This is a genomic window from Halomonas rhizosphaerae (genome assembly GCF_030012485.1).
GTDB classification, from domain to species: domain Bacteria; phylum Pseudomonadota; class Gammaproteobacteria; order Pseudomonadales; family Halomonadaceae; genus Halomonas; species Halomonas rhizosphaerae.
This window is the reverse complement of the sequence record NZ_JASCQQ010000027.1, coordinates 284,159-296,245: the sequence shown is the minus strand read 5'-3', so window position 1 is coordinate 296,245 and position 12,087 is coordinate 284,159. Positions and strand designations below refer to the sequence as shown.

Below are 12,087 nucleotides of genomic sequence, written 5' to 3'. Positions count from 1 at the left end.
CAGGAGGCCCCGGCAGCACCGGGGCCTCCTGCCTTGCGACACCCTCTCAGCCCGGCTGGCGCGTCAGCGCCAGCTTGATGCCGAAGCCGACCAGCACCGCGCCGGTGACACCATTGAGCCAGCGGGTGAAGGCCGGGCTCGCCAGCCAGCGACCGGCGCTGCCCACCATCACCACGATGCCCACCTGCCACAGGTTGGCGACCACGAAGTGCACCCCGGCCAGCCACAGCGACTTGGCCAGCGCCGGGTCGCCGGGCGCGATGAACTGGGGCAGGAAGGCCATGTAGAAGACCACCGTCTTGGGGTTGAGCACGTTGGAGAGCAGCCCCTCGCGCACCGGGCGCCACAGCGGCACGGCCTGCCGGTCGGCCTGCACGCCACCCACGGGCAGCCCCTGTCCTCGCCGGGCCGAACGCAGGCTGTTCACGCCCAGCCATACCAGGTAGGCGGCACCGGCCAGCTTGAGCAGGCCGAAGGCCCAGGCCGACTGCAGCAGGATCAGCGAGATCCCCAGGGCCGAGACCGTCGCGTGCACGAAGAGCCCGCAGCAGATCGCCAGGCTTGTGAGCACACCGTCGCGCACGCCGCCCCGGGCGGTATTGCGGATCACCAGCAGGGTGTCGACCCCCGGGCTCATGCTGAGCAGGGTGATGGCCACCAGGAAGGGCCAGAACTGTGCATCGAGGTACATGGGGTTAACCGCTGAAGATGCCGCGACGGGCATGGCGCACGGAGATCTGGTCGTTGAGGGTCCAGAAGTCGTAGAGCACCCCGAGGCCGAAGAGCCCGAAGGTCAGCAGGTAGAGGAGCCCGGTCAACCACTTGCCGAGGTAGAAGCGGTGCATGCCGAACACCCCGAGGAAGGTGAGCAACAGCCAGGCCAGGGAGTAGTTGGTGGGTCCGGCCTGGAAGCGCAGGTCCGCCTGGCGGTCCATGGCGGGGATCAGGAAGAGGTCGATCAGCCAGCCGATCCCCAGCAGCCCCAGGGTGAAGAACCAGATCGTGCCGGTGACCGGCTTGCCATAGTAGAAGCGGTGGGCACCGAGGAAACCGAACAGCCACAGCAGGTAGCCGATCAGCTTGCTGTGCGTGTCCCGGGAGGAAATTCGGGTATGGGTCATGGGGCTCTCTTCCATGGGTGAAACGGGCGAGATGGAGGCTGGACGCTCACAGGCTTTGCATCTACAGTGACCTTGCGGGCGCAGCGCCAGTCTCCCTGTGCCACCTTGTTGACGCAACCCTGGCGCTGTTGCACTATCCGCTGCGTTGGTCAGCAAGCAGAAAAGTCGTCAGTTGTACTTCGATTCCTTCGATGCACCCGGTGCGCACTTCCTTCTTGTCTTGCCCACGCATTACGGGTCTGCGGCGAGGATGTTCCCTGCCCGGCCCAGCACCATTATTTAGTTAGTTAAGGAAATCGACGATGGCAACTGGCACTGTCAAGTGGTTCAACGACACCAAGGGCTACGGCTTCATCTCCCCGGACGACGGCGGTGATGACCTGTTCGCTCACTTCTCCGAGATTCAGGCTGAAGGCTTCAAGTCCCTGCAGGACGGCCAGAAGGTCACATTCGAAGTGACCCAGGGCAAGAAAGGCCTTCAGGCCTCCAACATCCGGCCCGCCGACTGATCCTCGGTTGGTCCGGAAGCGACCGGTCGGCTCTGCCGCCCGGTCGCCACAGGGAAAGGCCCACCAGACGGTGGGCCTTTTTCGTCCCGAGCCTCGAGGGACGACGCCTCAGTCACCGGCGCCGTCGGTGTCCTCGAGATCGAGCTCATCGAGTTCCGATGACGCGCCGGGCGCCTGACGCTCCGCCTCCTCGAACTGCTCGTCGATCTGGCGACTCGCCTCCTCGAAGCGCTTCTCGGTCTCCTCGAGGATCGCCTCGATATCCGAGTCGGTGCTCTCCCCGGGCAACGCCTCCTGCTCGTCCAGGTCGCCGCCCGGCGACGCGTCGAGGTCGATGTCGGACTCGAACTCGGACGACTCCATGGGTTCGAGCGCAGGCGACTCCTCCATGGGCTCCAGCTCTGGCGTCCCCTCCTCGGCGCTCTCGAACTGCTCGTCGATGCGACGGCTGGCTTCCTCGAAGCGCCGCTCCGTCTCCTCGATGATGGCATCGACATCGGAGCGGGTCGTCTCGCCGGGCAGGGCCGCATCCTCGTCCAGGGTATCGGCCGGTGACTCGCCCAGGGTCTCGGCCTCTGCGTCTACCTCGCCCTCGGCCTCCAGGTCCACCTCACCCCCGACGTCGGTTTCACCCTCGACACCCGCCTCACCCTCGACGTCGGTCTCGTCAGGCACTTCAGACTGATCCTCCGCGGCCGACTCGGCCCCGTCGGTGACCGGCTCCTGATCGGTCTCCGCGGCCTGCTGAGCGGCCTCTTCCTGCGTCTCCTCGACCTCGGCCGGAGCAGGCTCGTCGTCACCGTTGCCGCAGCCGGCGAGTCCCATGGCCAGCGCCATGGCCGCAACCAGCGGCATCCAGGGTTTCATTGCCATTCTCTTGCTCCTGACGAAAAGGACGACATTGCACCAGAGCGTCCCCGCTCCCGCAAGGCGACGTGGTGTCTCAGGTGGCAAACAGCTGGCCGGCGATGTCGCGAAACGCCTTGAATTCGATGGCATTGCCGCTGGGATCGCGGAAGAACATGGTGGCCTGCTCGCCGGGTTCGCCACGGAAGCGGATATAGGGTTCGATCTCGAAGCGCACCCCCGCCGCGGTGAGGCGGTCGACCAGCGTCTCCCAGTCGGTCATTTCCAGCACTACCCCGAAGTGTGGCACCGGCACGCCGTGGCCATCCACCGGGTTGCGGTGATCATCGATCCCTTTCTCCCCCAGGGCAGGGTTCAGGTGACAGACGAACTGGTGGCCATAGAGATTGAAGTCGACCCAGGTATCGCTGGAGCGCCCTTCCGGGCAGCCCAGCAGTTCCCCATAGAAGCGGCGAGCCTCGGCCAGGTCGCGGACCTGCACGGCCAGGTGAAAGGGAGTCAGCATCACGGAGTCCTCCGGTTGGTGAGCGGGTTCGGCGCCTTCATCTTGCCGTCCCGGCGTCCGCCTGGCCAGCCGAACGCTCCGCGGACGGCAGCGGGCACCCCAGGGTCCAGGCCACGGCACTCAACAGTTCTGCCTCCTCGGGGTCGATCCGGCCATCATGCTCCACGCAACAGCTCATAGCCGTCAGCAAGGGGGCCCGCTCGGCCGGAACCAGGCGTACCAGACGCGCCATGGCCCAGTCGAGGTCGGTGGCAAGTGCCGGTTCACCGACGAAATCCAGGGTCACGCCCAGCACCGCCGAGAGCCGCTCGACGGCGGCCCGTGCCTGCCCCTCGTCCTGCTGGCCGGCCCGCGCCAACGTCGAGAGCAGCAGTGACAGCGGCCCGGCGAGGTCGCCCAGATGGCGATCGCGACGGGCTCGCCGCTCCCCCCGGATGCCCTGGACCACCAGCCGGTGCAGGGCCCACTGAAGGGCACCCGCATGCACCTCCAGCGCCATCAGCCGGCGCAGGCAAGCCTGGAAGCGGGCATGCTGGGCCGCGGAGAGCTGGCGCAGCGCCGGGAGTGCCAGCTCGATCAGCGGCAGGCGCTGTCCGGGCGCCAGCCCCGACAGGGGGGCATCGAGGGCCTCGAGCTCGCTGAGCACCTCGGGCAGCGCCTGGCCGTTCAGGGCCTGACGCTGCGCCTCGCGACTGCGGGGATCGGCGCCCATCAGGATCCCGTAGACCAGCGCCCGGGCGGCGAAGGGCTCGTGGGCGGCCTCGAACAGGCGTTCGTCGATCTCGCCGAGTCGGCGGCGGGCACGGGCGATATCCTCGGCGCTCGGCCGACCCACGCTGGCCACCACCGCGGCGGCCAGCGCCCCCGAGGCCAGGGTGTCGGCACCTCGCGAACCACCGGGAGCGGGAGCGCCGGCCTGGCGAGGTCGAGACGAGCGGATCGCCGGGGCAGGCGGCAGGCTGCCGTCCCAGCGGGGCAGCACACGACGAATCCGCGCCTCCACCGGGGGATGGGTGGCGGTCAGGCGCGACAGGGAGCGGACACCGCTGCCGAAGTAGAGGTGGCTGAACTCCGCGGCATGGGTGGCGAGTAGACGCGAACCGAGGCGGTGAGCGGCCAGTACCTTCAACGCCCCGCCGATGCCTTCGGGGTTACGGGTGTACTGCACGGCGCTGGCATCGGCCAGGAATTCGCGCTGGCGACTCACCGCGGCCTTGATCAGGTTGCCGCACAGGGTACCGGCATAGCCGACCACCATCAGCGCCGCCCCCAGGCCCAGCACCGCGGCTTGTCCCCTGCCCCTTCGGGAGCGCATGCGACGACCGCTGCCCGAGGCATGCAGCAGCATGCGACCGATCAGGCCGATCACCAGGATGCCGTGGAGCAGCGCCACCAGCCGCAGGTTGAGCCGCATGTCGCCGTGGAGGATATGGCTGAACTCATGGGCGATCACCCCCTGCAGCTGGTCGCGGTCGAGGGTCTCGATGGCGCCGCGGGTGACCCCGATGGCCACGTCGTCGAGCTCGTGTCCGGCCGCGAAGGCGTTGATGGCCTGATCCTCCAGCACATAGACCAGCGGGACCGGCATGCCGGAGGCGATGGCCATCTCCTCCACCACGTTGAGCAGTTGGCGCTCGTCCGCATCGCGGGTCTCCAGGTTGAGCGGGCGGCCGCCCAGGGCCTCGGCCACCGCACTGCCCCCAGCCCGCAGTTGCAGGTGCCGGACGAGGCTCCCCAGCCCCACCACCAGGATCACCGCCGTCGCCACCCCGACGAGCAGCCGCGGCTGCAGGGCACGCGCCAGGGGCTCGCCGGTGAAGGGACCGCCATCGAGCAGCACCACCGCGAGGGCCACCACCACGGAGGTGACGACGATCAGCGCCACCACCGCCAGCCCCAGCAGCAGGACCAGCCGCCCGGTCAGGCGCCGGGCGCGATCCTGGGCCGTGAAGAAGTCCATGAGTGCCGGCTCAGAAGCTCACCCGAGGCGCCGTCTGGATCTCGGCACTGTCGGCGAACTCCAGCAGGGCCGCATCCTGCTTGTGGCCGAAGGAGCCGGCCAGCAGCACCGGAGGAAAGCTCTGCCGATAGGCGTTGTACTGCATCACCGCATCGTTGAAGGCCTGGCGGGCGAAGGCCACGCGGTTCTCGGTACTGGTGAGGGTCTCGGAGAGCTGGCGCATGTTGTCGGAGGCCTTCAGTTCGGGGTAGGCCTCCATCACCACGTTGAGGCGTCCCAGGGCCGCGCCCAGCGCCCACTCGGCGCCGGCCAGCTCGGCCATGGCCCCGGGCTCGCCGGGGCGCGCCGCCGCATGCTGCAGGCCGACCTCGGCGTCGTTGCGCGCCTCGGTCACCGCCTGCAGGGTCTCTCGCTCGTGGCTCATGTAGGCGCGGGCGGTCTCCACCAGGTTGGGGATCAGGTCATGGCGACGCTTGAGCTGCACCTCGATCTGGGCGAAGGCATTCTGGTAGCGATTCTTCAGTGTCACCAGGCGGTTGTAGATGGCCACGCCGTAGACCAGCAGGGCGCCCAGCAGCACGACGGGAATGATCAGCGAGAGGTCCATGGTGTCGTGATTCCTTGTCGACAGAGGATGGGGCCGCCAGGGGGCGGTTGCCGTTAACCTTAGGCCTGACCGCGGGACCTTGCCTCATGGCGGGCGCGAGAAAAGCGGGCACGCCGGCGGCGCCGCCAGCATCAGCGCGCCGGGGCTGATGGCCACCTCGAACCCCCGTCGATGCCAGGACTCGCCATCCAGAGTCACCGGTAGTGTCTCCTCTGCCTCGAAGGTGAGCCAGTCCGTGCGGAAGGCATCGACGTAGTTGCCCCGGGCGGGACGCGACGCCAGCTCGCGGCGCATGGCGAACAGCCGTGCCAGGGAAGCGACATCATGCAGCAGCAGCACGTCGAGCTGGCCGTCGTCCAGCGCGGCGTCGGGCGTCAACGCCTGGCCACCACCCGACTGTCGGCCGTTGCCAATGGCCAGCATGAAGACCTCGGCACGGCGCTCGCCGCCCTCCCAGCGCAGCACCCCGGGATAGAGCCGGTAGTCCCAGGCCTTGAAGGCGCCGATCAGCGAGTAGGCGCCGCCACCGAGAAGGCGCTTGAGGGTCTTGGGAGTGGAGGAGGTGATATCGGCACCGAAGCCACAGGTGGCCATGTTGAGGAAGTGCCAGTCGTCCAGTCGCGGCACGTCGATGCGCCGCAGGGGAAGGTGCAGGGCCGAGGCCAGGGCGGACTCGCCGTCCAGCGGCAGGCCCAGCGAGGTGGCCAGGTCGTTGGCGCTGCCCAGAGGCAGGATCCCCAGGCCGGGCCGCTGCTCGGGCGACAGCCCCATCAGGCCATTGACCACCTCGTTGACCGTGCCGTCACCGCCGCCGGCGATCACCCGCCCGACCCCGTCACGGCCGGCCTGCTCCGCCAGGCGGGCGGCATCGCCCTGCTCCCAGGTAACCCTGACCTCGATGTCGTCCCCTGCCTCGCGGCGGGCGAAGACCGCCTCCCTCACCGCCGGCAGCTGCGCCGACTTGCCATTGAGGATCAACCTGGCCATGTGCGTTCCTCTCGCCTGCTTCGTTCCATCCTAATCATGACACCGCCACCGGATGACGGCATGCGCCGAATCATGAATGCCAATCACCTTACGATTTCCCTACACTATCTGTCTGCCGAAGCGTGCTGAACAGGGAGTGTGCATGATCGAACCGGCCTTTCTTGTTGCGGCCTTTCTGGGAGGCCTGACTGCCCTGGGGCTGCGTCTACCACCCATGGTGGGGTTCCTCGCCGGTGGCTTCGTGCTCAACGCCCTGGGCTACGACAAGACGCCGCTGCTCGAGACCCTGTCCGACATCGGGGTCACCCTGCTGCTGTTCACCATCGGCCTGAAGCTCGACGTGCGCACCCTGCTGCGGAGGGATGTCTGGGGGGGCGCCTCCCTGCACATGCTGGGATCGACGCTGCTGATGGTGGCACTGCTTTCCCTGTTCAAGTGGCTGGGACTGGGTCTGCTGGACGGCACGGGCTGGCACACCCTGGGCCTGCTGGGCTTCGCGCTCTCGTTTTCCAGCACCGTCTTCGTGGTCAAGGTGCTGGAGAAGCGCAGCGAGACCCAGACCGCCTACGGTCGCCTGGCCATCGGCGTGCTGATCATGCAGGACATCTTTGCGGTGATCTTCATCACCGCCTCCACCGGGGAGCTGCCCAGTCCCTGGGCCCTGGGCCTGGTACTGCTGATTCCCCTGGCGCCCGCCCTGCGTGCCCTGCTCGACCGGCTCGGCCACGGCGAGATGCAGATGCTGTTCGGCATGCTGCTGGCGCTGGTGCTGGGCTACGCCCTGTTCGAGTCGGTCGGCGTGAAGGGAGACCTGGGGGCGCTGATCATCGGGCTGCTGCTGGCCCCCCACCCCGCGGCGCAGACCCTCGCCCGCTCGATGTTCAGCCTCAAGGAGCTGCTGCTGGTAGGGTTCTTCCTGAGCATCGGGCTGACGGCGATGCCCAGCACCGAGATGCTGGGCATCGCCATGTTGCTGGTACTGATCCTGCCGTTGAAGAGCCTGATCTATCAGCTCGTCTTCATGCGCTTCCGGATGCGGCACCGCACCTCGCTGCTGGCCACTCTCAGCCTGACCAACTATTCGGAGTTCGGCCTGATCGTGGGCGCCATCGCGGTGTCCAGCGAGTGGCTCCCGGCGGAGTGGCTGGTGGTGATTTCGCTGGCGGTGGCACTGAGCTTCGGATTCTCGTCGATACTCAACGGCTTCAGCGAGCGACTCTACCGCTGGCTGGAGCCCCGGCTCCCGCCGGTCCCCGTGGAAGACCTCTCGCCGAGCGACCGACCGATCGAGGTCGGCGACGCCGAGGCCGTGGTGCTGGGCATGGGCCGCATCGGGCGCAGCGTCTACCGTCGCCTGCAGAAGGAATACGGGCTGCGCGTGCTGGGCATCGATAGCAACCCCCAGAGCGTCAAGAAGCTGGGGGCGAGGGGCTTCAATATCCTCGAGGGCGATGCCGTCGACTCGGACTTCTGGGACAAGCTGCTGATGTCCCATGGCGTCCAGATGGTGGTGCTGGCCATGCCGCACCATGCGGGCAACCTCTTCGCGCTGAAGCAGCTGCGCTCCCGGAAGTTCCCGGGCAAGATCACCGCCGTGGTGGAATACCCCGAGGAGATCGACCCGATCCGCGAGCTGGGCGCCAATGCGGTTTTCCACGTCTACGACGAGGCCGGACGGGCACTGGCGGACAGCGCCGCCGAGGAGGCCGGGGTCGTCTCCCGTGCCAGTCAACTGGGGTGACCGACTTGCCACCCCGGGGCGCTTCTCGCGATACTCGGGCCCTGGCGTGACGCCGACCGCCCCTCAGGCTGGCCCTGCGGGGCATGAAACACGACCGCTTCCTCTCAGACTGGAACTCGCCACCCATGGACGACGTCTTCGCCTTCATCGGCAACGCCTTCGGAGAATTCATCCGCTTCATCGTCGATGGCCTCACCGGCTTCTTTGCCAACATCGGCGATGCGGCCCGCAGCTTCATGCAGGGGCTCTCCGAGTCACTGGGCATCGCCCCCACGCTGATTAGCCTGGTGGTGCTGGTGATCGGCCTTTGGCTGCTGTGGAAGGGCGTCGCCGCGCTGATGCGCCGGGCCATCGTCGCCACCCTGATCTGGTGGCTGCTGGGGGTGACGGTACTGAGCTGGCTGATCAACTGACCCCTCCCTAATGCAACATGCTGCCCATTGGGCGGCACGTTTTTGGCATCAGGGAAGGAGGAATTTCCGTTGCGAGCGACGTTAGGCTGGCCGCCGCCGGAGCGCAGCTGCCGGAGTGTAGCCCGCTACATGAGGAGACGACCGGGCCGGCGGCCAGCTTCTTTTATAAGAGCCCGAGCGCAGCAGGAAATTACCCTTTCCTCATCAGGCCAGGGCCTTCTCCACCACCTCATAGACGTTCGGCGAGAGTTCCTCGGCGCGGATTCGCTCGAGCTCACCCTTCATCAGCGCCTGGCGGGTCTCGTCGAAGCGTGCCCAGCGCGTCAGCGGGGTGACCAGCCGGGCCGCGATCTCCGGATTGAGACGGTTGAGCTCGATCACGGTGTCGGCCAGGAGCCGATAGCCTGCCCCGTCGGCCCGGTGGAAGTTCACCGGGTTCTGGTTGGCAAAGGTACCGATCAGCGCCCGGACCTTGTTGGGGTTCTTCAGCGAGAACGCCGGGTGCTCCATCAGGAAGGTGACGCGGTCGAGCACGTCCGACTGCGGGCGGGTGACCTGGATGGCGAACCACTGGTCCATCACCAGCGGGTCGTGGGCCCAGGTCTCGCCGAAGGCCTTGAGGGCCGGGTCGGCGATATCGCCGCGGGAACTGTGCACCAGCAGGGTCAGGGCATGGCGCACGTCGGTCATGTTGTGGTCCGCCTCGAACTGCTCGCGGGCGAACTCCAGCCCCGCCTCGTCCTCGATGGCCATGAGGTAGGAGAGCGCCACGTTCTTCAGGCTGCGTGCGGCGATCTGCTCGGGCTCAGGCGCATAGGGGGCATCGATGCGATGCGCCTCGTAGACCCGCAGGAAGTCGTCACGCAGCGCCAGGGCGAGGCTCTGCTTGACGAAGGTGCGGGCGGCGTGGATGGCATCCACGTCGACCAGCGGCTGCTGCTCGGCGATGTAGGCCTCGGAGGGCAGGGTCAGCATCTGGGCCAGCACCGCCTCGTCGTCGGTCTCCGCCGCCAGCAGCGCACGGAAGGCCTCGACCACCCGCTGATCCATCACCTTCTCGACGCCGTTGCGATGGGCCGCGATCAGGTCGTCCAGGGCCAGCAGGGCCAGGCGCTGGCCGGCGTCCCAGCGGTTGAAGCCGTCGGAGTCGTTGGCCTGCAGGAAGGCCAGGTCCTCGCGAGCATAGGGGAAGTGCAGCTTGACCGGGGCCGAGAAGCCGCGCAGCAGCGAAGGCACCGGGGCCTCGCTGACGTCGGTGAAGAGGAACTCCTGCTCCTCCTCGCGCAGGTGGATCACCGCGTCGGTGCCAAGCGTTTCACCGTCCAGGGTCAGCGGCAGGTCGCGGCCGGACTTGGTGCCCACCAGGCCCAGGCGCACCGGGATATGCAGGGCCTGCTTGTCCGGCTGGCCCGGGGTCGCCGGGGTCCGCTGACGCAGGATGAGGCGGTACTCGGCGTTGGCGTAGTCGTACTCGCCGTGGGCGTCGATCTCGGGGGTCCCCGCCTGGGAGTACCAGCGCATGAACTGGGTGAGGTCCTGCCCCGAAGCCTCGGCCATGCAGCCCACGAAGTCCTCGATGGTCACGGCCTGGCCGTCGAAGCGCGCGAAGTAGAGGTCGCTGCCTCGGCGGAAGGCCTCCTTCCCCACCAGGTTCGAGAGCATGCGCACGATCTCCGCGCCCTTCTCGTAGATGGTCAGGGTGTAGAAGTTGCCGATCTCGATGTAGTGGTCGGGGCGCACCGGGTGAGCGGTGGGACCGGCGTCCTCGGCGAACTGCGCGGTACGGAAGAAGGAGACGTCCTCGATGCGCTTGACCGGCGCCGAGTTGGTCTCCGCCGAGAAGCACTGGTCACGGAACACCGTGAAGCCCTCCTTCAGGGAGAGCTGGAACCAGTCGCGACAGGTGACCCGGTTACCGGACCAGTTGTGGAAGTACTCGTGGGCGACGATGCCCTCGACGCGCTGGAAGGCCGCATCGGTGGCGGTGTGCGGATGGGTCAGCACCGCGGCCGAGTTGAAGATGTTGAGGCCCTTGTTCTCCATGGCGCCCATGTTGAAGTCGTTGACCGCCACGATCATGAAGAGGTCCAGGTCATACTCCCGGCCGTAGGCCTCCTCGTCCCACCGCATGGCGCGCTTGAGCGAGGCCATGGCATGGTCGGTCTTGTCGAGGTTCTCTTCCTCGACCCAGATCTGCAGCGTGACGTCACGCCCGCCGGCGGTGGTGAAGGTATCCTCGACCTTCCTGAGGTCGCCGGCCACCAGGGCGAACAGGTAGCTGGGCTTGGGGTGCGGGTCCTCCCAGGTGACGAAGTGGCGACCGCCGGGAAGCTCGCCGCGCTCCACCGGGTTGCCGTTGGAGAGCAGCACCGGCTCCTGCGCCGTGCGGCCGATCACCGTGGTGGAGAAGGTCGCCATGACATCGGGGCGATCCGGATAGAAGGTGATGCGGCGGAAGCCCTCGGCCTCGCACTGGGTGCAGAACATGCCGCTCGAGCGATAGAGCCCCGACAGGGCCGTGTTTCCGTCGGGGGCGATCTCGACCTCGGTGTCGAGCAGGAAGGCCTCCGGTACCCGATGCACGACCAGTCCGGCCTCGCCGACCAGGTACTCGTCCGGCGCCAGCGGCTGACCGTCGATGGCGATGGCCTTGAGCGCAAGCTGCTCGCCGTCGAGTTCCAGGGGAACCCCGGCCTCGCGCTCCGGATGGCGCTCGACGTGCAGGCGTGCCTTCACCCGAGTGGCGTTCGGGTCGAGGTCGAAGGTCAGTTCGGTACGGGTCACTCGGTAGGCGGGCGGACGGTAGTCACTCAGATAGATCGGCTGCGGTTCTGACATCGAGGATGGCTCCTGTCGGTGATTGCCATCCATTGTACGGCGCCCCGCACCCGGAGCTCAAAGCAATGCGGCAGGCGTCCGCGATCAGCGTACGGCGACCGGCTCGGGGCGCGACAGGATCCAGGCCCCCACCAGGCAGAGCCCGGCAATGAGCGACAGCTTGAGCCACCAGAGGCTCACGGTGAGGGCCAGCACCAGCATCGAGACGGCCAGCATGGCGGAGGCGAGCCACTTGGCGTGACGGGGAATCGCCCGCTCGCACTCCCAGGCCACCACGGCCGGGCCGAAGCGCGGGTGCTCACGGATCCAGGCGGCAAAGCGCGGGGACCCCTTCGAGGCCGCCCAGACCGCCAGCAGCATGAAGCAGGTGGTCGGCAGCAGCGGCAGGAAGGCCCCTACCACGCCCAGCCCGAAGCTGAACCAGGCCAGGGCCAGGTAGGCGACACGACGAACGACTGGCATCAACCGCTCACTCCCGGTAGTGAGTATCCTTCACATTGAAGAGCATACTGCCGCCCCGTGCCAATCGCCAACGCCTA

Annotated in this window: 12 protein-coding genes; 3 read left to right on the top strand and 9 right to left on the bottom strand. The window is 67.6% G+C overall.

From position 1 onward, the window contains the following. Positions 1–46: 46 nt before the first annotated feature. Together QLQ86_RS12715 and QLQ86_RS12710 are read right to left on the bottom strand one after the other, a co-directional pair. Positions 47–691 carry a LysE family translocator gene (locus QLQ86_RS12715; RefSeq protein WP_282817188.1) on the bottom strand — a complete coding sequence of 215 codons (645 nt, stop codon included), beginning with the start codon at positions 689–691 and terminating at the stop codon, positions 47–49. Between the two features lie 4 nt (positions 692–695). Continuing rightward, on the bottom strand, positions 696–1,121 hold the full coding sequence (locus QLQ86_RS12710) for an NINE protein (RefSeq protein ID WP_282734753.1): 426 nt from the start codon (positions 1,119–1,121) through the stop codon (positions 696–698). 302 nt (positions 1,122–1,423) lie between these two features. Here QLQ86_RS12710 and QLQ86_RS12705 point away from each other — a divergent pair, with 302 nt between their 5' ends. Next, positions 1,424–1,630, top strand: coding sequence for a cold-shock protein (locus QLQ86_RS12705; protein ID WP_023005630.1), 207 nt, complete (start codon positions 1,424–1,426; stop codon positions 1,628–1,630). A 108-nt stretch (positions 1,631–1,738) separates the two neighbouring features. Here the strand turns inward: QLQ86_RS12705 and QLQ86_RS12700 are convergent, their stop codons facing one another. The 5 genes from QLQ86_RS12700 to yegS all read right to left on the bottom strand — a co-directional run bounded on the left by QLQ86_RS12700 (position 1,739) and on the right by yegS (position 6,556). Then, positions 1,739–2,503: a hypothetical protein gene (locus QLQ86_RS12700; protein WP_282817187.1), complete on the bottom strand. Its 765-nt coding sequence runs from the start codon at positions 2,501–2,503 to the stop codon at positions 1,739–1,741. 70 nt (positions 2,504–2,573) lie between these two features. Next, complete coding sequence (locus tag QLQ86_RS12695; RefSeq protein ID WP_282817186.1) at positions 2,574–3,002, bottom strand: VOC family protein; 429 nt, start codon at positions 3,000–3,002, stop codon at positions 2,574–2,576. Positions 3,003–3,039: 37 nt separating this feature from the next. After that, entirely contained in the window at positions 3,040–4,962 is a 1,923-nt protein-coding gene (locus tag QLQ86_RS12690; RefSeq protein WP_282817185.1) for a M48 family metallopeptidase, read from the bottom strand. Between the two features lie 10 nt (positions 4,963–4,972). Beyond that, positions 4,973–5,569, bottom strand: a complete 597-nt coding sequence (locus QLQ86_RS12685; RefSeq protein WP_282817184.1) for a LemA family protein — start codon at positions 5,567–5,569, stop codon at positions 4,973–4,975. An 84-nt stretch (positions 5,570–5,653) separates the two neighbouring features. Beyond that, on the bottom strand, positions 5,654–6,556 hold the full coding sequence (gene yegS, locus QLQ86_RS12680) for a lipid kinase YegS (protein WP_282817183.1): 903 nt from the start codon (positions 6,554–6,556) through the stop codon (positions 5,654–5,656). 142 nt (positions 6,557–6,698) lie between these two features. Here yegS and QLQ86_RS12675 point away from each other — a divergent pair, with 142 nt between their 5' ends. Both QLQ86_RS12675 and QLQ86_RS12670 read left to right on the top strand, forming a co-directional pair. Then, the gene (locus tag QLQ86_RS12675; protein WP_282817182.1) at positions 6,699–8,297 is read left to right on the top strand and encodes a cation:proton antiporter family protein; all 1,599 of its coding nucleotides are present in this window, start codon (positions 6,699–6,701) and stop codon (positions 8,295–8,297) included. Positions 8,298–8,422: 125 nt separating this feature from the next. After that, positions 8,423–8,710 carry a hypothetical protein gene (locus tag QLQ86_RS12670; protein WP_282734762.1) on the top strand — a complete coding sequence of 96 codons (288 nt, stop codon included), beginning with the start codon at positions 8,423–8,425 and terminating at the stop codon, positions 8,708–8,710. Between the two features lie 204 nt (positions 8,711–8,914). On the opposite strand, the gene pepN is transcribed toward QLQ86_RS12670, so the two are convergent. After that, complete coding sequence (gene pepN / locus QLQ86_RS12665; protein WP_282817181.1) at positions 8,915–11,548, bottom strand: aminopeptidase N; 2,634 nt, start codon at positions 11,546–11,548, stop codon at positions 8,915–8,917. Between the two features lie 84 nt (positions 11,549–11,632). Further along, positions 11,633–12,010, bottom strand: coding sequence for a YbaN family protein (locus QLQ86_RS12660; RefSeq protein WP_282734764.1), 378 nt, complete (start codon positions 12,008–12,010; stop codon positions 11,633–11,635). Positions 12,011–12,087: the final 77 nt, after the last annotated feature.

Excerpts from the sequence above, each read along its gene's own strand:
- QLQ86_RS12695 (WP_282817186.1), bottom strand. The coding sequence starts at position 3,002 with ATGCTGACTCCCTTTCACCTGGCCGTGCAGGTCCGCGACCTGGCCGAG.
- QLQ86_RS12660 (WP_282734764.1), bottom strand. The coding sequence starts at position 12,010 with ATGCCAGTCGTTCGTCGTGTCGCCTACCTGGCCCTGGCCTGGTTCAGC.
- QLQ86_RS12675 (WP_282817182.1), top strand. The coding sequence starts at position 6,699 with ATGATCGAACCGGCCTTTCTTGTTGCGGCCTTTCTGGGAGGCCTGACT.
- QLQ86_RS12710 (WP_282734753.1), bottom strand. The coding sequence starts at position 1,121 with ATGACCCATACCCGAATTTCCTCCCGGGACACGCACAGCAAGCTGATC.
- QLQ86_RS12685 (WP_282817184.1), bottom strand. The coding sequence starts at position 5,569 with ATGGACCTCTCGCTGATCATTCCCGTCGTGCTGCTGGGCGCCCTGCTG.
- QLQ86_RS12715 (WP_282817188.1), bottom strand. The coding sequence starts at position 691 with ATGTACCTCGATGCACAGTTCTGGCCCTTCCTGGTGGCCATCACCCTG.
- QLQ86_RS12705 (WP_023005630.1), top strand. The coding sequence starts at position 1,424 with ATGGCAACTGGCACTGTCAAGTGGTTCAACGACACCAAGGGCTACGGC.
- pepN (WP_282817181.1), bottom strand. The coding sequence starts at position 11,548 with ATGTCAGAACCGCAGCCGATCTATCTGAGTGACTACCGTCCGCCCGCC.
- yegS (WP_282817183.1), bottom strand. The coding sequence starts at position 6,556 with ATGGCCAGGTTGATCCTCAATGGCAAGTCGGCGCAGCTGCCGGCGGTG.
- QLQ86_RS12690 (WP_282817185.1), bottom strand. The coding sequence starts at position 4,962 with ATGGACTTCTTCACGGCCCAGGATCGCGCCCGGCGCCTGACCGGGCGG.
- QLQ86_RS12700 (WP_282817187.1), bottom strand. The coding sequence starts at position 2,503 with ATGGCAATGAAACCCTGGATGCCGCTGGTTGCGGCCATGGCGCTGGCC.
- QLQ86_RS12670 (WP_282734762.1), top strand. The coding sequence starts at position 8,423 with ATGGACGACGTCTTCGCCTTCATCGGCAACGCCTTCGGAGAATTCATC.